The following is a 20,509-nucleotide window of genomic DNA, read 5'->3' as shown; positions in this document are numbered from 1 at the left end:
CGTCAGAGCCGCTTGATCGCGGCGACCTCGCTGCCGGCTTGCTTGATCCTTGCGATTGCCGGCTCGATCGGCTCGATCACCGTTGCCATGTGATGCGCATTGGCGTGAACCATGGTGCTGCCATCGCGGACGATGGCGACATGACCTTTCCAGAAAATGAGATCGCCGCGCAGCAAGCTGCTTTGCTCATGGGGCTCCAGCGCGCGGCCGAGGCCGGCCTGCTGCATGTCGCTGTCGCGCGGGCAGCCGATGCCCGCCGATGTCAGCGACATCTGGACCAGGCCGGAGCAATCGACGCCAAGGCTGCTCTTGCCACCCCAGAGATAGGGCGTGCCGACGAAACGCTCGGCGACTGCGACGAAATCCGGCTCGCAATGACCAAGCGGGGCGAGATGGGCCTTCGGCAGATAGTGTCCGTCGCGTGTCACGGCGAAGCTGCCGTCCTCGCGTGCAACCGCGATCTTCGATCCCATCACCAGCGTGTCTGCTGGCCGCAGCTTGATCGAGGGACCGGGGAAGGCAAAGGTTCGTAAAGCACTGACCATATGGGTCGGCGCGGCCGCGGGCTTCATGAGCGCTGCGTCCGGCAGCCAGCCGACATAGCCGTCACCTGAAAGTTGACCCCATGCCCAGCCTTCGCCGTTGCGGTCGTAAACCGTGACGCCCTCGCCGCGCAACGCTTGTGTCATTAGCATCGCGTTCGACGACGGCTGCTCGCGCACGGGCGCGATCGCCGCGATGATCTCGAATTCCTCGCCCGTGACGAAACGATCCGCCTGCACCTTGCTTTCGAGGTATTTCGCGGCGATGTCGCCGCGCGACGGTGTCAGCCTTGGATCGTATCTTGGATCGTGACTTGGATCGTGGCTTAGATCGTGTTCTGGATCACGCATAGCGCTCGCTCAGCAATGTGTAGATCGCGCGCGCGGCCTGGCACTCGCCGCCCTCGGGGCGTGCGGGCTTCGCCGACGGCGTCCAGCCGTAGATGTCGACATGCAGCCAGCTCCTGGCATGCTCGACGAAGCGTTGCAGGAACAGCGCGCAAATGATCGAGCCGGCAAAGCCGCCTGATGGTGCGTTGGTGATAGTGGCGGTCTTGGAATCCAGCCACGCATCGTAAGGCGGCCACAGTGGCATGCGCCACAACGGATCGTTCTCCCTCGCCGCGCATCGTGCGACGTCAGCGGCAAGCGTCTCATCATTGGTGTAAAAGGGCGGTAAATCCGGCCCCAGCGCGACGCGTGCCGCTCCCGTCAACGTGCCGAGATCGATCAGCAGGTCCGGCTTTTCCTCGTCCGCAAGCGCCAGCGCGTCGGCGAGCACCAGCCGCCCCTCTGCGTCCGTATTGCCGATCTCGACCGTGATGCCCTTGCGCGAGGTGAAGATGTCGAGCGGGCGGAAGGCATTGCCCGCGACCGCGTTCTCCACGGCCGGAATCAGCACGCGCAGTCGCACCTTCAGCTTCGCATCCATCACCATGCGCGCCAGCGCCAGCACGTTGGCGGCGCCGCCCATGTCCTTCTTCATGATCAGCATGCCGCTCGGAGGCTTCAAGTCGAGCCCGCCGGTGTCAAAGCAGACGCCCTTGCCGACCAGCGTCACCTTGGGATGAGCCGGGTCGCCCCAGCCAATGTCGATCAGCCGCGGCGCGCGGCTAGATGCCATGCCGACGGCGTGGATCAGTGGAAAATTCGTCTTTAAGTCGTCACCGATGGTGCAGGCAAAGCTTGCGCCGAATTCGGCGGCGAGATCCTGCGCGGCTGCGGCCAGCTCCTCCGGCCCCATGTCGTTGGCCGGCGTGTTGATGAGGTCGCGCGCCAGCATTGCGGCGTCCGCCATGCGATTGATGTCGGTCGCGTCGACGCCGTCGGGGGGAACGAGGCTGACCTCGGGGCGATCGGCCTTGCGGTACCGGGCGAAGCGGTAGCTGCCGAGCGCGAAGGCGAGTGCGGCGAGCCGTGCATCCTGCGGTGCATTGGCGAAGCGATAGATGCCCGGCGGCAGGAGGCCGGGCAGGGCGCCCGGTCGGAACAGGTCGCGCGATTTTGCACCCTCGTCCTCGAGCCCGAACAGCACTTGCGCGATCGCGCCATCGGGCGCGGGCAGCGCGAGATAGCCGCCCGGCTTTGCGGTGAAGGCGCTCGCGGTGGCGAACTGGCGTTGCGCCGCCGGTAGCCCCTCGGCGACCTGATCCCAGCTCGACTTGGTGACGAAGGTGATCGGGATGGCGGTAGGCGACGTCTCGAAGACAGAAGGCATTGGCGGGTCCGGATCGTCAGATCGAGCGGGTCATACGAACGGACGAGATTTCGCAGAGTTTTGCCGCCGCCGCAATCAGCTTTGCTGCCACCGTTCGGCGGTCCGCTACTCGCAGCAAAGGGGCCATGCTAGGTTCCGGCAACGGCCGTCAGGTGTGCAGATCTCCGGCGGCCGACGACAAAGCCGGCCGGGAGGAAATGCAATGGAATTTGTGTGGAGCGTGGTCACCTTCATCGGGCAGGCGGTCGAGGCGATTTTTGGCTATGTCGAGCATCATCATTGGATATTCGCGTTCCTTGCCGGCGGTTACGTCTTCTATCTCCACGACCGCTCCGTTCACGCGCGGTTCGATGCATTGGACAAGCGCATTGATGAAATTCGCAAGAGGCTCGCTATCGAATATTGATCGGGTGAGCGAAACCATCATCGGGCGAGCCCCGTCTCATGCCGAGGACACGATCCACGCGAGCGGCCGCAGGGCTTTACTAGCGCTGCGGTTGTGGCATTATTGCCCAATATTTTAGATTGTGTCGTACGGTTCTGCACGGAGTGCAACAACAGGGGATGGGGTCAATTCTTACCCGGCTCATCATGGCCCGGGCTGATTGATACCGGACTGAACCTGATCGTCGAAGGCATTTCTCTCATCGTTTGCGCGGCGCGGCATTCGCAAATAAGCGACGCAAAATGGATAGATCGTTCGTCATCGTACAGATTTCCGACCTGCATCTGGACGGGTCTGGTCGACTGCTTGCGACCATCGAGACGCTCAATGCCGCAATTCGCGAGAGGATGGCGGACTTCGCGGATGTTCCCGATCGCATCCTGCTGATCACCGGCGATATCGTGGACGACCCGGCGCCGCCTGCGCTCGACGAAGCGATCGCCGTCATTGCGTCCTTCCGGCAGACCGGGCTGTTCACCGACATCCAGGCAATTGCCGGCAATCACGACGTCAAGCGACCGAGCCAGCGTGCAGGTCGCCACGATGTTTATGATTACCTGCATTTGCCGCGGACCTCGAAGAGCGTCTACTACCGTCAGGCCGGCCTCGATCTGGTGCTGCTGGATTCCAACCGCGCGAGCCTCACGACGCTCGTGAGCGGCAACGTCGACCAGAGCGCCTATAGCGCCATGGTTTCGGATTCCGCGCGGCTGAGCGTCAAGCTCGCGGGCAGCCTCGGGTCGGGCGGCCGCGCCGATTATGCCGAGCCGGTGGAAAACCTCGTGCGCGTGCTGGCGCTGCACCATCATCCACTGCCGCAGGCGACCGGAGAAGGAAAGCGGTTTCTCGGCGTGCCCGACGAGCCGCTGATGTATCTCGCCGCGCCCGCGACCTTCCTCGAAGCGGCGACATCGCTCAATGTCGATCTGGTCCTGCACGGACACCGGCATGTCGAAGGGCTGACGCGTTATTCGATTCCCGATCCGCGCGCCACGTCGAGCGAGAGCGCTGAAGCATTCTGGCGCACGATCTACGTCCTGTCCTGTCCGTCATCGACCGGGCAGGCCGGTGACGATGCCGGCTTCAACGTCATCCATTTCGGCCCGATGTCCGACCCGATGTCCCATGGCGGCCGCACAGAGTATCGCTTCGCGATCGCCCGCTACTCACGTCCGCGCAAGGATGGTGTCTTCAGGCCGCTCGATTCCAACCTGCCGCACGGCGTCGTCAGACTGCCGGCCGGACGGGATTTTTCCCGAGATCCGGCCGTCCAATCGGGCATCGAGATCGACGCATGCACCACGCTGAAACGGAATCAGGTCGCAGCATTCGCGCGCCGGCTCCTGCTGCGCCGCGCCTTCTATGCCGACGACGAGGTGGATTGGGCCAATTTGCTCCACGTCTATCTCGTGACCTCTCATGTCTGGGCCGATCTGGAAAGCAAGTTCTCGAGATCCGCACGCAAGCATGATGTCGAGGCCGCGGTGACGTCACTACTGCGCCGACTGATCGAGCAATCTGCAAATGTGCTCGGCATCGACGACGTTCAGCTCGACGAGCTCCGCGCGAGGCGTCTGGTCAATCGTGACGATCTTCGACGCGAATTGCCGAGGGTCGTGCGTCCGGGCATCGATGTCGCGATCGAGACGCGGCAACGACTGCAATTGCTGCGGGACCTGAACGAGCAGGCGAAGGCGCTCGGCCTCGATGCGGGTCTCGGCGGCGAGGTGCCGCCGCAGGCGCCGCAGTGACGGGCCCGGGCCGGGAGCATTAACCGGCCGTTAGGGTTAACAGTCTATTGCTGGCGCGTTCGGCTCGATCAATCGGCTCGAGAGTCAAAGCGTCATGCGTCAACGGTTCAGTCGTGAACGGTTAAGTCTTGCCCGGCTTCTTGCGTCCACCTCGCTGGTCGCAGCGGTGGCCATGGGTCTCGGCGGCTGCACGGCGATGTCGAAACTCTCCGACGTCACGGGCTCGGTCGGGCCGCGGGCGGAAGCCGCTCCCACCGATCCCGCGCGCGCTGCTGAAGTCTATGGCGAGCGCTATCGTGCCAATCCCAAGGACGCCGACGCGGCGCTCGCCTACGGCCAGGCCCTGCGCGCCAACGGCCAGCGCGCCCAGGCTGCCGCCGTGCTCGAGCAGGCGACCATCGCCAATCCCGGCAACAAGGCGCTGATGGCCCAATACGGCCGCGCGCTCTCCGACAACGGCAATTTCCAGCAAGCCTTCGACGTGCTGTCGAAGGCGCATTCGCCCGATAACCCGGATTGGCGCCTGCTCTCGGTGCAGGGTACCGCGCTCGATCAGATGGGGCGTCACGAGGAAGCGCGCTCCTACTATGCGAGTGCGCTCAAGATCGCGCCTGGCGATCCCGGCGTGCTCTCCAATCTCGGCCTGTCCTACATGTTGTCGAGAGATCTGCCGAAGGCCGAAGACGCGCTGCGCCAAGCCTATGCCTCGCCGCACGCAAGCGCGCGGGTGCGGCAGAATCTCGGTCTTGTCGTCGGTCTCCAGGGCCGCTTCGCCGAAGCCGAGACTATTGTGAAGGCGGACCTGCCGCCGGACCAGGCTACGGCCAATGTCGCCTATCTCAAGGAAATGTTGACCCGCAGCGACGTCCGGCGTGGTGCGCCGAAGCGGACGCCGGTCGCCTCGCTCGGCCTGCCCGACTGATCAGACGTGATCTTCCGATCTTGATCTTCCAATCTTGAAGGCATCCTCGGACCGTACGCGGTCCACGTCTAAGGTCATTGCATCTCGGTGACCTTGATGCCAGTCGGTCCAAGGATGACGACGAACAGCACCGGCAGGAAGAACAGGATCATCGGTACCGTCAGCTTCGGCGGCAGTGCCGCGGCCTTTTTCTCGGCTTCGTTCATGCGCATGTCGCGGTTTTCCTGCGCCATCACCCGCAAGGATTGGCCGAGCGGGGTGCCGTAACGCTCCGCCTGCTGGAGCGCGAGACATACCGACTTGACGCCCTCGAGCCCGGTGCGCCGCGCGAGGTTCTCGTAGGCGACCTTGCGATCCTGCAAATACGACAGCTCGGCCGTGGTCAGGGTGAACTCCTCCGATAGCGCGATCGACTGGCCCACGATTTCGACCGCGACCTTCCGGAACGCCATCTCGACCGACATGCCGGATTCGATGCAGATCAGGAGCAGGTCGAGCGCATCGGGAAAGGCGCGCTTGATCGAGAGTTGGCGCTTGGAGATCGCGTTCCTGAGGAACAGCATCGGCGCCTGGAGTCCGAGATAGGCCGCACCGACGCAGATGCCGATCTTGATCGGCATGGACTGCTGCATATGCGCGATCAGGAACACGTAGACGACCGAACCGACGAACAGCACGATCGGGGCAACCAGGCGGGCAAACAGGAAGGTGATGTAGGGCGCCTGGCCTCGATAGCCGGCCATGATGAGCTTGTCCCGCGCAGCTTCCTGCGCGAGCCATTTGGTCAGGTTGAAGTCATCGACGACCTTCGAGACGAGCTGCTTCGGCGTCTGGCGCAGCGAGACTTTTTCACTCTTGTGGAGGCGCTCGCGCTCGCGCTGCCGGATGCGCTCACGTTCGTTCGCCACCGCCTTCATGCGCTTGGAAAGGCCCTCGCCGGCGAACAGCGGCATCACCAGCGTATAGACGGTGGCGCTGGCGGCAATGGCCGCCAGCAGCATCGTCATGAAGTGGACGTCGTGAAGTTTCGCAACGAGGAACTCTACCATAAGACACCATCAGAAGTCGAAATTGATCATCTTCTTCATCACCATGATGCCGATCGACATCCAGACAACACAGCCGACCAGCATGAGCTGGCCGGTGGGATGAGTCCAAAGCATCGAGATGTATCCTGGCGTTGTGAGGTAGACGAGGAACATCACGATCGGCGGCAGCGAGCCGATGATGCCGGCCGAGGCCTTGGCTTCCATCGACATCGCCTGGATCTTCTCTTTCATCTTCTTGCGGTCGCGCAGCACCTTGGAAAGGTTGCCGAGCGCTTCGGAGAGGTTGCCGCCCGATTTCTGCTGGATGGAGATGACGATGCCGAAGAAATTGGCCTCGGGCAGCGGCATGCGATCGTAGAGCCGCGTGCAGGCCTCGCCGAGCGGCATGCCGATCGCCTGCGTCTCGATGATGGACAGAAACTCGGAGCGCAGCGGCTCTGGCGCGTCGGCGGCGACCACCTTGATCGATTCGAACAGCGGCAGGCCCGCCTTGATGCCGCGGACGATGACGTCGACGGCATCGGGCAAGGCGGCCAGGAACTTGTTTTCACGGCGCTTCTTCAGGAAGCCGAGCGCCCAGCGGGGCAGACCGAGGCCGCCGGCAAACGCGAAGCCGGCGGCACCGAGCAGGCCGCCGCCGATGAACAAGGCGACTGCGAACAGCACGCCCGCCACGACGGCGGACACGATCCAGAATTTCTGCGGCGCCCAATCGAGGCCGGCCTGCGACAGGCGGACACTGAGCGGTACGCTCTTCTCCTGCTGGCGCCGCGCCTCGAGATCCTTGAGCGAGGTTTCGACCTGCTCGCGGCGCGAGCGCTGCGTCTTCTCGGCGGCGCGGGCCGTGGGCGCCTCGGCCCGCGAGATCGAGGCGCGGCGGCTCTCGGCCTTCCGTTCCCCGGACAGCATTGGATAAAGGAAGACCCAGGCGAGGCCGCCGACGGTGGCGGTGGCAAGGAAGGCGAGGGCAAGGACTTGCATGTTCATGGCTGCGTTGACCTGCTCACGTCGTGGCCGCCACTTCCGCCGCGTCGAGCGCCGCGGCAAGGCGCTTCTCTTCGCCGTAATAGCGGGCGCGTTCCCAGAATTTCGGGCGGCCGATTCCGGTCGACCGGTGCCGGCCGATGATCTTGCCGTTGGCGTCCTCGCCGACCATGTCGTAGAGGAACACGTCCTGGGTGATGATGGTGTCGCCTTCCATGCCCATCACTTCGGTGATGTGGGTGATGCGGCGTGAACCGTCGCGCAGGCGCGCGGCCTGGACGATGACGTCGATCGAGGCGCAGATCATCTCGCGGATGGTGCGTGAAGGCAGGGAGAAGCCGCCCATCGTGATCATGGATTCGCAGCGCGATAGCGCCTCGCGCGGATTGTTGGCGTGCAGCGTGCCCATCGAGCCGTCATGGCCGGTGTTCATGGCCTGGAGCAGGTCGAACGCCTCGGGTCCGCGGACTTCGCCGACGATGATGCGCTCGGGACGCATACGCAGGCAGTTGCGCACCAGCTCGCGCATGGTGACCTGGCCCTCGCCCTCGATGTTGGGCGGGCGGGTTTCCAGTCGCACCACGTGCGGCTGCTGGAGCTGGAGTTCGGCGGCGTCCTCGCAGGTGATGACGCGCTCGTCGTGCTCGATGTAGTTGGTCAGGCAGTTGAGCAACGTGGTCTTGCCCGAGCCGGTACCGCCGGAGATCAGCACGTTGCAGCGGACGCGGCCGATGATCTGGAGGATTTCCGCGCCTTCCGGCGAGATTGCGCCGAACTTGACGAGCTGATCGAGCGTCAGCTTGTCCTTCTTGAACTTGCGGATCGTGAGCGTGGGGCCGTCGATTGACAGCGGGGGCACGATGGCGTTGACGCGGGAGCCGTCGGCCAGGCGGGCGTCGCAGATCGGCGAGGATTCGTCGACGCGCCGGCCGACCTGGCTGACGATACGCTGGCAGATGTTGAGGAGCTGCTGATTGTCGCGGAAGCGGATACCGGTGCGTTGGATCTTGCCGGCGACCTCGATGTAGACGGTGTCGGCGCCGTTGACCATAATGTCGGCGATGTCGTCGCGCGACAACAGCGGCTCCAGCGGACCGTAGCCGAGGACGTCGTTGCAGATGTCGTCGAGCAGCTCTTCCTGCTCGGCGATCGACATCACGATGTTCTTGATCGCGATGATCTCGTTGACGATGTCCCGGATTTCCTCGCGCGCGGACTCCGAATCGAGCTTGGCAAGCTGGGCGAGGTCGATGGCCTCGATCAGCGCGCCGAAGATGGTCGCCTTGACCTCGTAATAATTGTCCGAGCGGCGGGCTTCCATGGTCGGCGCAGGCTTCGCCGGGGCGAGCGGCGGCGAGGAGATTGCCGGCGGCGGCGGCACGCGCGACATGGCGGGCGCCGAAGCCTGGGCAGGCTCTGGCGACACGGCACCGGGCTTCGGGGCCCGGGCGTCGGCGTCTGTTCCGCTACGCTTACCGAACACTTAAAAACTCCATGCGGCGACCTATTTTCCCCGCAACTTGTCAATCAGGGGTGAAAGCAGGGACGACTTTTGCTTCTTCGTTTCGCTGCGGCCGGTCAGGCGCTGGGCGATCTGAAGGAACATCTCGATCGACTTATGGTTGGCCGAGATCTCCGCGATCATCTGGCCGTTATTGGCCGCCGAGCCGAAGATCTGCGGCTCGAACGGAATCGAGACGACCGGCTGGCTCTCGATCGCCTTGGCGAACTCCGCCGCGGCGATTTCGGGCCGTTTCGGCACGCCGACCTGGTTCAGGCAGTAGAGCGGCGGCCGGTCGTTGGGGCGCGCGGCCTTCAGGAGATCGAACAGGTTCTTGGTGTTGCGCAAATTGGCGAGGTCGGGCGCCGCCACGATCAGGATGTCGTCCGCTCCGATCAGGGCGCGTTTCGTCCAGCCCGACCATTGGTGCGGAACGTCGAGGACGATGCAGGGCATCGTGGAGCGCAACGTGTCGAACACGGAATCGAAGGCGTCGGCGCCGAAATCGTAGACCCGGTCGAGCGTCGCCGGCGCCGCCAGCAGACTGAGGTGGTCGGTGCATTTCGACAGAAGGCGGTCGACGAAGGCGGTGTCGACGCGATCGGGTGAGAATACGGCGTCGGCAATGCCCTGCGGTGGATCCTGGTTGTAGTCGAGTCCGGCCGTGCCGAAGGCGAGGTCGAGGTCGGCGACGACCGCGTCCATCGCGAGATCGCGGGCGATCGCCCAGGCGACATTGTGGGAGATGGTTGATGCGCCGACGCCGCCCTTGGCCCCGACCACGGCGATAATGCGGCCGACGGCCTTGGCTTCCGGCGCCGAGAACAGGTTGCAGATCGAGCGCACGACGTCGATCGCGCCGACCGGCGCGAGCACGTAGTCGCTGACGCCGCGGCGGACCAGCTCGCGGTAGAGCGTGACGTCGTTGATGCGGCCGATCACGACCACGCGGGTGCCGGCATCGCAGACGGTCGCGAGATGGTCGAGCCCGCCCAGGAGGTCGTTGCGGCCGTCGCTTTCGAGCACGATCACGTTCGGCGTGGGGGCCGAGCGGTAGGCTTCCACCGCAGCCGCCATTCCGCCCATCTGGATCTTCAGATGGGCCTTGCCGAGACGGCGATCTTCGCCGGCTGACTGCACGGCGGCCGCCGTTTCCACGGTCTCGCAGAAAGCCTGGACGGAAACGCGGGGCGCCGGCGCAATATGCTCCTCGACCGGTGGGAGCGATGCCTCGGACTGATCTTCTTGGGGCTGGCGAGCGTAGCTGATCATCTGCCGGTGTCGCTGAGTTTGGCCTTGTCGGCCTCAGGATAGGCGACCGCCGTCGGCATTCCCTTGCGATACTTCTCGAACGCGGCGGTCCGCCGCGGCGTGTAGGACGGCGTTTCGGGCCGCGGCTGCTCGAGATCCGACGGATTGTCGACCATCGCTGCGAGGTTGCGCTGATAGGCGCAGCCGTAATTGTAGTAGTCCTTGTTCTCGAACCAGCTCTTGTTCTTCATCGAAGGGCCGATATCTTCCGGCCACAGGCCGCAGGGACCCGCGACTGCGGCGATCTTGGAATAGGTGAGGCGGATCGGCGGCAGGAATCGCTTGTCGTCCGGCGTGTAAGAGCGGGCGTTGATGCCGCGCGGCGGAACGCCCGCCGCCGACAGCATTGCCTGGATTTCGCGCATGGTGTCCGCGACCGGACGCGCGTTGGGCGTGCCGGACGGTACGTCGATCCGGATCGCGCCGGTGCCTTCGTGCATCCAGGCCGACGCGACGCCCATCACGTCGGCGCGCTGGGCGGCGGTCAAGCCGCCGCGGGCATGGCCGACGAAGACGACGATGGAACGATTCTGCTCCTCGATCGCGATCGGATGGCGCTGCTTGTAGTCGTCGGGAATGGAGGCCGTGACCGCTTCGTCATGCTGGCAGCCGCCTAGGGCGAGCGCCATGCCGACGAGCGCGCCGCCGAGGTGGATGGCGCGCCTGCGAATCTGGGGTGGTCTAGTGATCTTCATGAAGTCCCCGTTCCGCCTCAGTCGGTGATGAAGCCGTAGGTGCCGCGGTAGTTCTTGGCCGGTTCGGTCCGGCCGGGCACGCCGTAGATGCGGTTGATGTTGCCGAGCAGTTCGGCCTGCGGATCAGCCGGTGCGGAGAAGCCATCATCCGGCCGCGACAGGTCCTTTTGCGCAACTGCGCGAACGATGTAGGGCGTCACGATCACGACCAGCTCGGTCGCGTTGTTGACGAAGTCGCGGCTACGGAACAGCGTGCCGAGGACCGGGAGCTGCATCAGACCTGGCAGTCCGCTGACCGCTTGCTTGGTCTGCTGCTGGATCAGGCCAGCCATCGCCATCGCGCCGCCTGAGGGAATTTCCAGCGAGGTTTCTGCGCGGCGGGTCTTGATCGAGGGCACCGTGAGCGAGTTGACCGAGGTCGAGGTCACGGCCTGGGACAGCGTGATCGCGTTTTCGTTCGAGAGCTCGGACACCTCGGTCATTACCCGCAGGCTGATCTTGCCCTCCGTGAGAACGACGGGGGTGAAGTTGAGCGAGATGCCGAACTTCTTGAAGCTGATCTGGGTGGTACAGACGTGCGTGGTGGGGTCGCACGCATAGCCCGCAGGCACCGGAAATTCACCGCCGGCAATGAACGTTGCCGATTCACCGGAGATCGCGGTCAGGTTCGGTTCGGCCAGCGTCCGGATCACGCCCGCGGTCTCCATCGCACGCAGCGTGGCCTGCACCGACGGGGCCGCGCCGAACTTCGTGGTCAGGTTATTGCCGTCGACGAGGTTGTGGCCAAGAGCCGTGAACGGATTGGAGTTGCTGAAGCTGACGACCGAGGTGCCGTAGCTGAGGTTGGCGGTGAGGTCGATTCCGAGCTGCTTGACGATGCTGCGCTGCACTTCCGCGACCGTCACCTTGAGCATGACCTGATCGCGGCCGCGGACCACGATCGAGTTCACGACCTTCTCGGGGCCGCCGGCGAGGCGCACGGCGAGGTCGTTGGCCTGCTGGGCTTCGGCCGGATTCGCGGCCGAGCCGGTCAAGATGATGCCGTCGCCTAGCCCGTCGATCTGGATGTCTGAGCTCGGCAGGACCTGCTTCAGCGCGGCCCGCACGCCGTTGAGGTCGCGCTTGACCGCGATGTCATAGGCCGCGATCTGCTGGCCGGCGGAATCGAAGAACACGATGTTGGTCTGCCCGATCGAGGCGCCAATGATGTAGGCACGCTGCGCCGAGCGGACGACCGCGTTGGCGATCTTCGGATCGGCGACAAGCACGTCCTTGATGTCGCGCGGAAGGTCGATCACGATCGACTTGCCGATGCCGAGCGAGAGGAATCGCGCGTTCATCTGACCGTCGGCCGCAGCCTGCGCCACAGGGCGATAGTCGGCGGCGACCACAGGGGTGAGCACCGGGTTGAGCGCGAGCGCGACGGCGGCCGAAAACGACAGGGCGCGGACCACCGGGGTTCGCATCGTCGCCAAATTCGCCCTGCATTTCATGTCGACAGTCCTCATCGTGCCTTCGCCGTCGAGCTTGGGATACCGTACCGAATGATCGAAATGCCCTCGCGCTTCTGTGCGGAGTCATCGAGCGTGATCTCGCTCAGCTTGACATCGACGATGCTGCGCAGCGCCAGCGACAGCGTGCCGCTCTGGCGTGCGGAGGAGAGCGTCGCAGTCTGCGCAGGATTGAGTTCGAGAGTGACGGTCTTGCCGACCACCGCGTTCTGGCCGTCCTTCTCCTTGGGAGCCTGGTCGATGGCCAGGACGCGGATATTGGCCAGGATGATCTCGGACGTGACGACATCGGGAGCGCCGCTGCTCTGGTCCGGGTTCTTGAGACGGCGCGTCAAAAGCACGTCGACGCGGTCGTTGGGCAGGATGAAGCCGCCTGCGCCGGTTTCCGGCGAGATCTCGGTCGAGATCGCCCGCATGCCGGTGGGCAGGATTGCCGCCATGAAGCCGGAGCCTTCGGCCTTGACCAGCTTCTGGTCCCGGATCGGCTCGCCCTGGATGAAGGGAGATCGTGCGATCGAGCCGGTGACCTGGGTTACCCCCTCGGGGCGCTCGTTGCGGCGGATGAAGGTGGCGCTGGCGGTCGCGGACGGCCAGGTCTGCCATTGCACGTCTTCCGGCTTGACGGTCTGGCCGAGGCCGATGTCGTTTTTCGCGACCAGGACGTCGACGGTGGGAAGCTGCGCGACCGGAGCAGGAGGCGGTGCAGAATTGTCCGAGCCGCTCGCCAGATACGCGGCGACACCGCCGGCGCAGATGGCGACCGTCAGGACGACAATGCGTGCCCTATTCATACGCTTCACTTTCCAACAAACGCCGCGACGCTGACGCCGCCGTAATCGGCAGTTGACCAGCTATTCGTCAAAGCATGGTTAATGAGGCGTATCTAAATCGCCTTAACGCCGGGTTTACCCGATGCGTTCAGCGCAATGCGAGGTGAGCGAGGTCGATCGCCTTCACCCATTCGGTCTCCGGGTAGACCATCAGCGCGCTCAGTGCGAGCGCGATGCCGTAGGGAATGCCGCTGTCCTTGGCGTGCAGCCGCGCGAGCCAGGTCTGGCCAGCGAGCCCGTAAGGCAGCGGCCACTGCCGGAACTGGAGCAGGAGCAGCGTCAGCGCCCCGCCGAACAGCGAGGCGTAGAGCAGGAAGTTCATCAGCTGTGCGAACCCGAACCAAAGCGCGACGGAGGCCGCCACCTTGGCATCGCCGCCACCGACCCAGCCCATCGCAAAACAGGTGAAGGCCACGACTAGGACGAGCGCGCCGGCGCCGACATGGCCCAGCATCTCGTAAGGTGCCATGCCACCGGCGAGAGCGAGCGCGAAAAAGCCGGCGACCAGCGCCAGCGATACGCGGTTGGAGATCGTCATCGTGAAGAGATCGCTTGCGGCGGCAAACGCCATCAGGGCCGGGAAGAGCAGAAGGCGCGCAAGGTCGAGGATCATGGGCTGCGTCTTGAGGCCTGGGTGTGCCGCGGAGCTGGCGTCGCCGGATTCTAGCCGGCAGTGCTAAACAAACCGAAAACGGCGGCGGCGGTCTTGAGGGGTAGAACCAGCCGAAGGCGTGCTCACCAGAGGGAGGCGATGCGTGCGGCGAGCGCGACGGTCGCAAGCAGCAGGGCCAGGCAGACCCAGTAAGCCGGCGAGCCGGTCTGCGCCGCCTCGGCCGCGTTCGCCGCGACCACGGCATCGGTTCTGTACTTGCTCAACGCCACTGGAACTCGCCGTCTTAAAAACAAAGGCCCCGGAAATCCGGGGCTTTTGCAGTCGTTGATCGATCGCCTACTTCAGCGAGCTGCTGATCGAGGTGAACTTGGCGTTCAGCGTGGTGCCGAGATTGTTGACGACGGTGATGATGGCCAGCGCGATGCCGGCGGCAATCAGACCGTATTCGATGGCGGTGGCGCCGGATTCATCTTTCGCGAAACGCGCAATCAGGTTCTTCATGAACAAAACTCCATCTGGGGTGGGATCGCCTCGTTCGGCGGTGTGCTTGACGCAACGACCATGAGATCCGAGCTCTTTCGGGAGAGTTAATTCGATCGGGCAAACGCGCTTGCCGCTGGCCAGAGTGAATTTCGCCTTAAGGCAGCCAGCTGCAATTCGTTCCGGTTCCGGATGTGCAGCAAGCGCAGCACCGGCTTCACCCTCCCTTAAATTTGGGGGAGTACGCGTAGGCGGGACCAGCAATTCGCAAGAGAGGCGACAATGTCGAGCCTGCCCATGGAAATCGCCCTGATGCTTGGCGAGACCATCGCGAAGGTGATCCCCGCGACCTTCGCGCTCGCGGTGGTCTTCACCGTGCTCGAGCATGTCTGGGCCTGCAATCCCGGCGTGCCGTGGTGGCGCAAGCGGGAGATCGTCACGGACATCTGCTACTGGTTTATCGTTCCGGTGTTCGCACGTGTCATGCGGATCGGCCTTCTGATCGTCGGTGCGAGCTTCGTCTTCAACATCCATGATGCCGACGGGCTCATCGCCTTCTACGACAATGGCCACGGCTCGCTGGCGCTATTGCCGCTCTGGGTCCAGGCCATGCTGTTCCTGGTGCTGTCCGATTTCATGCTGTACTGGCTGCACCGGTTGTTCCACGGCGGTGGGTTCTGGAAGTACCACGCGATCCACCACTCCTCGGAGGAGATCAGCTGGATTTCTGCGGCACGCTTCCATCCCGTCAATCTCGTGCTCGGTACCATCGCGGTCGACGTCGTGCTGCTGATGGCCGGCATTTCGCCGAACGCCATGGTCTGGCTCGCCCCGTTCACGACCTTCCATTCGGCCTTCGTGCACGCCAACCTGAACTGGACCTTCGGGCCGTTCAAATATGTGTTGGCGACGCCGGTGTTCCACCGTTGGCACCACACCGCGCTAGCAGAGGGCGGCGACACCAATTTTGCCGGCACGTTCCCGATCTGGGACTTGCTGTTCGGCACTTTCCGCATGCCCGAGGGGCAACTGCCGCAGGATTACGGCAAGGATGAAGCCACCATGCCGAAGGAAATCGGAGGGCAGCTTGCCTATCCGTTCCGCCGCTAGGTTCTCGAGAGCCGCGAACGCCAGTCCGTTCAAACAATAGTCCGAGAGTTTGCGGAACGTTCACGAATTGAGGGCAGGTTAGCCGGGTCGGGCACCGGCTCGGCTGTTATCTGATCGCTTCTGCCGGTTTGTGACGTCCCGGGGGTAAGAGTATGCGTAAACAACTGCTGCGCCGTCATGCGCGCGTCTGTCTTCTGGTTGCGACAGCGGTGCTGGCATCGCCGGCTGCCGTCATTGCCGAGTCCGCCGATACCATCGCCGTCAATGTCGACCAGGCCAAGCTGGTGCGGCTGCCTGGCAAGGTGGCAACCATCGTGGTCGGCAATCCCCTGATCGCCGACGTCACGCTCCAGCCCGGCGGCATGATCGTCGTCACCGGAAAGGGCTATGGCGCCACCAATTTCATCGCGCTCGACCGCGGCGGCGAGATCCTGGTCGACCGCCAGGTCCAGGTCGAAGGTCCGAGCGACCGGCTCGTTACCGTCTATCGCGGGATCGAACGCGAGTCCTACAGCTGCGCGCCGCTTTGCCAGCGCCGCGTGACGCTCGGCGACAGCGACACCTACTTCAACAGCACGATGAGCCAGGCCGGTTCGTTGAGCAGCTCGGCGAGCGGCAGTGCCGGTGCGGGCGCCAAGACGAACTGACTAAGGCGAACTGAGCAAGACGAACCAAGTAAGACGAACCAAGTAAGACCAACCAGCAAGTTTGATTGGCGGATTTGGGGGCAAGGATCGTCCCCGCCCGCCGCACGCGCGCGAGTTTCTCTTTCCGTGTCCTCGTCTCCCTGGTCCGGGTCGTTCGCGGTTAACGCGCTCTTAACGGCCCGGGCCGCCGGGTGCGGATCGCCTGAAACACTTAAACAATCAGTTTCCGCTATTGAACATGGCAGATGATTGCTGCTGCTGGGGAATTTGATGCCTTCGCCTGCACCTACGAGATTCAGGCTCCTCGCCACGTTGCGCCGGTTTCGTGGCAGCCGCCGCGGCTCCGCAGCCGTCGAGTTCGCGCTCGTTGCGCCGATGTTCTTTGCGTTGCTGTTCGCCATCATCGAGTCGGCGCTGATGTTCCTGGCGAGCCAGGTGCTCGAGAGTGCCTCGCAAAATTCTGCGCGCGTGTTGCTGACCGGGCAGGCGCAATCCGGCACGCTCACGGCCTGCGCGGTCTCCGGCGTCAGCACACCCTGCTCGCAAACGACGTTCAAGGCTTACGTCTGCAGCCAGATCCCGGCGCTGTTTGATTGCACCAAGCTCTACGTCGACGTCGTGAGTACAAACTCGTTCGGAGCGCTGAGCCTCACCAATTATGGTGATTCCTGCAGCTTCAATCCAACCGGCGTGCAGTACAGTGCCGGGGCCGCCAACCAGGTCGTCGTGGTGCGGCTGTTCTATCAGTGGCCGCTCTTCGTCACTGGCCTTGGCTTCAACATGGGCTGCAACAACAAGCGGCTGCTGATTGCGACCGCGGCCTTCAAGAATGAACCCTTCTGAGACAGATGGATCCGAGCGGACAGATGCAGGCGATTGCGAATATCTGGAGGAATGCCCGTAACTCCGTGCGCGACTTCGTCGCCGACACGCGTGCGATCGCGGCGACCGAGTTCGCGGTCATCGTGCCGCTGATGCTGGTGATGTTCTTCGGGACCGTCGAATTTTCATCGGCCGTGGCGATCAATCGCAAAGTCACAATGATTGCACGGACTCTGTCCGATTTGACGTCGCAGTCGACATCGGTCGACGATGGCGACATGCAGGACACGTTCACGGCAAGCATATCGATGATCATGCCGTACGACGCTACGCTCGTGAACGGCACGGTCCTTCAGATCTATATCGACTCAAGCAAGGTCGCCAAGATTCAATGGAGCAAGTCCGCCACCATTGCCAACGGTGCGACGCAGGCCACGCTGACGGCTCCGCCCCCGACTCTGGTAGCTGGCACCACGGTCACCTCGATGATTCCGCCATCGCTCTTGATCGCGTCGACCTACCTTATCTTCAGTCAGGCGAGTTACGTCTACACGCCTTCTGTCAAATTCGTCCTGAAGACGGGCATCACGCTGAGCGATGTCTCCTACACGCGGCCGCGCCAGGTCACCTGCGTTCCTTACACGGGTGTAAAGTCGCCGTGCTGAAATACGAGAGCAGATCCTGGAATAAAAAAAGGCCGGGCATCGCGCCCGGCCTTTTCATTGATTGGTTCGCTCGAGCCGATCGGGGCCCGTAAGCGGTAGGCTCAGCCGGCGGAGCGGAGGTTGTCGGCTGCCGACTTGCCGGAACGGCGGTCGGCGACGATCTCGTAGGAGATCTTCTGACCTTCGCGCAGCGTGCCGAGGCCTGCACGCTCCACAGCGCTGATGTGAACGAACACGTCCTGGCCGCCATCGTCGGGCTGGATGAAGCCGAAGCCTTTGGTCGCGTTAAACCACTTCACGGTTCCCATGCTCATGGGGGTAGTCCCTTCTCAGATAACACAATGTCAGAGCCCGCTTGCGCGGACAGGTTAGATCGAATTTTTGGAAGGGTCGTCAGCGTGTCTGAACCGGCTGTACCGGTGGATGCTAATGTCGTCCGGCCGAAAATCGATTAAGTCATTTTATTGGAAACAGACACCCAAAACAATGCTGACGTGCACGATTTTTTGATCCGCCGTGATGGTCACGGCGGATCAGCATACACGTCGGAATTACAGGTCCGCGCTCGCGCGCTGGGCCCCCGCTAGCGGCGGCGGAACTGGCCGCCGCGCTGTCCGGGACGCGGAGGTCCGCCCATCCCGCTCGGACGTTCGTCCTTGTGGCGGAAAATCAGCCGGCCCTTTTCGAGGTCATAGGGCGACATCTCTACCGTCACGCGGTCGCCCGCCAGAGTCTTGATGCGGTTCTTCTTCATCTTGCCGGCGGTGTAGGCGACGATCTCGTGTCCGGCGTCGAGCTGCACGCGGTAGCGCGCGTCGGGGAGGATTTCGGTGACCAGTCCTTCGAACTGGATCAGCTCTTCCTTAGCCATGAATTTCTCCAGGTCGTGGACGGCTAGTGCGAATGGGGTTTGCGGTTCGGTTGGCCGTTCGGCCGACTCTCGCGGCGCAAAAAGGCAACGCCTTGTATCCCATCAGACGCCCCGGCGCTATGCGCGGAACGCTGTTCCGGACGGGCGTTTGGCGAAGAATGCGCCTTGCCTCCGGAGCGGCTGCGAGGAGCTGCCTTCGGGCCACTGCCGGGCCTTCCGTCGCCCTGCTTGGCGGCACTGTGGTGGCGCCCGTCCGCATGCCTTTCGTCGGCACGGCGACCGTCAGCGTGGCGTCCCTCACCATGCCTTGCGCCTTGCGGACGCTGGCCCGGGCGGCCCGGCCGACCCTGTCGTTGCTGCTGCGGGGGAGGGCCCGCATCGCGGCGGCCGGCGTCGGTGCGGCGATCCTCACGCGGCAGCGCCACTTTGATCAGCCGCTCGATGTCGCGGAGATAGGCGAGTTCCTCGCCGCCTGCGACCAGCGAGATCGCGGTGCCCTCGGCACCCGCGCGCGCGGTGCGCCCGATGCGGTGCACATAGGTCTCCGGCACGTTGGGCAGATCGAAATTGATGACGTGGGTGATGCCGTCGACATCGATGCCGCGGGCGGCGATATCGGTGGCGACCAGGGTACGGATCTCGCCGGTGCGGAACAGAGCGAGTGTCCGTTCGCGGTGGTTCTGCGACTTGTTGCCGTGGATGGCGCTGGCGGGGATGCCGGCCTTCTCGAGCGTCTTCACCACCTTGTCCGCGCCGTGTTTGGTGCGGGTGAAAACCAGCGCGCGGTTGACCTGCTCCTGCTTCAACAGCTGGGCGAGGAACGCCGGCTTGGCGGAGAAGTCGACCTGGATGATGCGCTGCTGGATGCGCTCCACGGTCGAGGAGACCGGGGTCACCGCGACGCGGGCGGGGTCGCGCAGCATGGCGTCGGCCAGCTCGGCGATGTCCTTCGGCATGGTGGCCGAGAAGAACAGCGTCTGCCGCTTGATCGGCAGCTTGGCGACGATTTTGCGGATGTCGTTGATGAAGCCCATGTCGAGCATGCGGTCCGCCTCGTCGAGCACGAGGAATTCGACGCTGCCAAGCTTCAGTCCGTTGCTCTGCACGAGGTCGAGCAAACGACCGGGGGTGGCGACCAGCACCTCGACGCCCTGCATCAGCGAGCGGACCTGACGGCCCATCGGCACGCCGCCGATGGCGAGCGTCGAGGACAGGCGGATGTGACGGCCATAGGCGTTGAAACTGTCGAGGATCTGGCCGGACAGTTCGCGGGTCGGCGACAGCACCAGGACGCGGGTCGTCTTCGGCTGCGGCTTGATGCGATTCTCGAGCAGGCGGTGCAGGATCGGCAGCGCGAAGGACGCGGTCTTGCCGGTTCCGGTTTGGGCGATGCCGACGACGTCGCGGCCGGTCAGCGCGGTCGGAATTGTCTGGGCTTGGATGGGGGTGGGGGTGACGTAGTTCTCTTCGGTGAGAGCACGGGCGATGGGCTCGGCGAGGCCGAAATCCTGAAACGAAGTCAAAAGATGGGTTCTTTCCATGTCAAAAGCGGGCGCCCGGCGCATTCGGCGCGGCGCGCGCAAAAGGGTGTCGAGTGGGACACCTGCGTGTTTGGGGTGTCGGATGGCTTGATGGGATGGGGCAAGCCAGACGCCCGTAAGGGCTTAAGAACACGCGGCTCGCAACGGTCTCCTGATTCGCAAGAGACCTCGACCTCATATGGAACATTGAGGCGGCGCTTTCAAGGCACGCCCCACAGAAACGGCGATCGCGGTGCAGAAATAGTTATGCCGGAAATTTAGCCAGAGTGACAAATTTGCTCAGAAAATAACCTGCCTGCCGCATTCGCATACATTAGAGTTGCTCAATGTTTAGGCGGCGCGGCCTGTGCGATACTTCGTTTTCTGTCAATTTCACCAGCAAAAACAATCCGTTGAAGGGTGTCTAATCCATGGCACAGTTCTTGCGAATCGGTTAATCGCAGGCGGCCGTTGGGGCCGTTTCGCAGCGTTTTTCACGTCTGCGTCAGGGAGATGAGACACT

The 20,509-nt window shown here is 63.7% G+C and carries 22 protein-coding genes; 7 read left to right on the top strand and 15 right to left on the bottom strand.

Annotated features, from left to right (window positions below; genetic code table 11):
- Positions 1-2 precede the first annotated feature (2 nt).
- The gene (locus tag IVB54_RS34925; protein WP_018454692.1) at positions 3-893 is read right to left on the bottom strand and encodes an NlpC/P60 family protein; all 891 of its coding nucleotides are present in this window, start codon (positions 891-893) and stop codon (positions 3-5) included.
- A complete protein-coding gene (locus tag IVB54_RS34920) occupies positions 886-2,259 on the bottom strand; it encodes a leucyl aminopeptidase family protein (RefSeq protein WP_085361623.1) in 1,374 nt (457 codons plus the stop codon). The genes IVB54_RS34925 and IVB54_RS34920 overlap by 8 nt, the downstream gene beginning before the upstream one ends.
- 202 nt (positions 2,260-2,461) lie before the next feature.
- Here IVB54_RS34920 and IVB54_RS34915 point away from each other — a divergent pair, with 202 nt between their 5' ends.
- The 3 genes from IVB54_RS34915 (at position 2,462) to IVB54_RS34905 (ending at position 5,377) form a co-directional block, all read left to right on the top strand.
- On the top strand, positions 2,462-2,665 hold the full coding sequence (locus IVB54_RS34915) for a hypothetical protein (RefSeq protein ID WP_018454690.1): 204 nt from the start codon (positions 2,462-2,464) through the stop codon (positions 2,663-2,665).
- Positions 2,666-2,946: 281 nt separating this feature from the next.
- On the top strand, positions 2,947-4,455 hold the full coding sequence (locus IVB54_RS34910; protein WP_085361622.1) for a metallophosphoesterase: 1,509 nt from the start codon (positions 2,947-2,949) through the stop codon (positions 4,453-4,455).
- Between the two features lie 94 nt (positions 4,456-4,549).
- On the top strand, positions 4,550-5,377 hold the full coding sequence (locus IVB54_RS34905; protein WP_026232795.1) for a tetratricopeptide repeat protein: 828 nt from the start codon (positions 4,550-4,552) through the stop codon (positions 5,375-5,377).
- Positions 5,378-5,451: 74 nt separating this feature from the next.
- Here the strand turns inward: IVB54_RS34905 and IVB54_RS34900 are convergent, their stop codons facing one another.
- From IVB54_RS34900 to IVB54_RS34855, 10 genes are all read right to left on the bottom strand, one after another.
- Complete coding sequence (locus IVB54_RS34900) at positions 5,452-6,426, bottom strand: type II secretion system F family protein (protein ID WP_018454686.1); 975 nt, start codon at positions 6,424-6,426, stop codon at positions 5,452-5,454.
- A 9-nt stretch (positions 6,427-6,435) separates the two neighbouring features.
- Positions 6,436-7,413, bottom strand: coding sequence for a type II secretion system F family protein (locus tag IVB54_RS34895; protein WP_026232794.1), 978 nt, complete (start codon positions 7,411-7,413; stop codon positions 6,436-6,438).
- Between the two features lie 16 nt (positions 7,414-7,429).
- Complete coding sequence (locus IVB54_RS34890) at positions 7,430-8,893, bottom strand: CpaF family protein (protein WP_247776947.1); 1,464 nt, start codon at positions 8,891-8,893, stop codon at positions 7,430-7,432.
- 21 nt (positions 8,894-8,914) lie between these two features.
- Positions 8,915-10,183, bottom strand: coding sequence for an AAA family ATPase (locus tag IVB54_RS34885; protein WP_018454683.1), 1,269 nt, complete (start codon positions 10,181-10,183; stop codon positions 8,915-8,917).
- The gene (locus tag IVB54_RS34880; RefSeq protein WP_018454682.1) at positions 10,180-10,917 is read right to left on the bottom strand and encodes a CpaD family pilus assembly protein; all 738 of its coding nucleotides are present in this window, start codon (positions 10,915-10,917) and stop codon (positions 10,180-10,182) included. The genes IVB54_RS34885 and IVB54_RS34880 overlap by 4 nt, the downstream gene beginning before the upstream one ends.
- 17 nt (positions 10,918-10,934) lie before the next feature.
- Positions 10,935-12,410 carry a type II and III secretion system protein family protein gene (locus tag IVB54_RS34875; RefSeq protein WP_247776946.1) on the bottom strand — a complete coding sequence of 492 codons (1,476 nt, stop codon included), beginning with the start codon at positions 12,408-12,410 and terminating at the stop codon, positions 10,935-10,937.
- Positions 12,411-12,421: 11 nt separating this feature from the next.
- Positions 12,422-13,219 (bottom strand): Flp pilus assembly protein CpaB, encoded by a 798-nt coding sequence (gene cpaB / locus IVB54_RS34870; protein WP_018454680.1) that lies wholly within the window; start codon positions 13,217-13,219, stop codon positions 12,422-12,424.
- A gap of 127 nt (positions 13,220-13,346) precedes the next feature.
- Entirely contained in the window at positions 13,347-13,871 is a 525-nt protein-coding gene (locus tag IVB54_RS34865; RefSeq protein ID WP_018454679.1) for a prepilin peptidase, read from the bottom strand.
- Between the two features lie 122 nt (positions 13,872-13,993).
- Positions 13,994-14,134, bottom strand: coding sequence for a hypothetical protein (locus IVB54_RS34860; protein ID WP_162496356.1), 141 nt, complete (start codon positions 14,132-14,134; stop codon positions 13,994-13,996).
- A gap of 73 nt (positions 14,135-14,207) precedes the next feature.
- Positions 14,208-14,372, bottom strand: coding sequence for a Flp family type IVb pilin (locus IVB54_RS34855; protein WP_007599783.1), 165 nt, complete (start codon positions 14,370-14,372; stop codon positions 14,208-14,210).
- Between the two features lie 261 nt (positions 14,373-14,633).
- On the opposite strand from IVB54_RS34855, the gene IVB54_RS34850 reads away from it, so the two are divergent.
- From IVB54_RS34850 to IVB54_RS34835, 4 genes are all read left to right on the top strand, one after another.
- Entirely contained in the window at positions 14,634-15,461 is an 828-nt protein-coding gene (locus IVB54_RS34850) for a sterol desaturase family protein (protein ID WP_018454677.1), read from the top strand.
- Positions 15,462-15,613: 152 nt separating this feature from the next.
- Positions 15,614-16,108 (top strand): pilus assembly protein N-terminal domain-containing protein, encoded by a 495-nt coding sequence (locus IVB54_RS34845; RefSeq protein WP_018454676.1) that lies wholly within the window; start codon positions 15,614-15,616, stop codon positions 16,106-16,108.
- A gap of 270 nt (positions 16,109-16,378) precedes the next feature.
- The gene (locus IVB54_RS34840; protein WP_026232791.1) at positions 16,379-16,951 is read left to right on the top strand and encodes a TadE/TadG family type IV pilus assembly protein; all 573 of its coding nucleotides are present in this window, start codon (positions 16,379-16,381) and stop codon (positions 16,949-16,951) included.
- A 23-nt stretch (positions 16,952-16,974) separates the two neighbouring features.
- Positions 16,975-17,595: a TadE/TadG family type IV pilus assembly protein gene (locus IVB54_RS34835; RefSeq protein WP_039799130.1), complete on the top strand. Its 621-nt coding sequence runs from the start codon at positions 16,975-16,977 to the stop codon at positions 17,593-17,595.
- A gap of 101 nt (positions 17,596-17,696) precedes the next feature.
- Here the strand turns inward: IVB54_RS34835 and IVB54_RS34830 are convergent, their stop codons facing one another.
- The 3 genes from IVB54_RS34830 to IVB54_RS34820 form a co-directional block, all read right to left on the bottom strand.
- Positions 17,697-17,909 carry a cold-shock protein gene (locus tag IVB54_RS34830; protein ID WP_007599788.1) on the bottom strand — a complete coding sequence of 71 codons (213 nt, stop codon included), beginning with the start codon at positions 17,907-17,909 and terminating at the stop codon, positions 17,697-17,699.
- Positions 17,910-18,178: 269 nt separating this feature from the next.
- A complete protein-coding gene (infA, locus tag IVB54_RS34825; protein WP_007599789.1) occupies positions 18,179-18,466 on the bottom strand; it encodes a translation initiation factor IF-1 in 288 nt (95 codons plus the stop codon).
- A gap of 23 nt (positions 18,467-18,489) precedes the next feature.
- Positions 18,490-20,031, bottom strand: coding sequence for a DEAD/DEAH box helicase (locus IVB54_RS34820; protein ID WP_051112971.1), 1,542 nt, complete (start codon positions 20,029-20,031; stop codon positions 18,490-18,492).
- Positions 20,032-20,509: the final 478 nt, after the last annotated feature.

This window comes from Bradyrhizobium sp. CW1 (genome assembly GCF_023100665.1).
In the GTDB taxonomy this organism is placed as follows: domain Bacteria; phylum Pseudomonadota; class Alphaproteobacteria; order Rhizobiales; family Xanthobacteraceae; genus Bradyrhizobium; species Bradyrhizobium canariense_D.
This window is presented reverse-complemented; position numbering and strand designations above follow the sequence as displayed.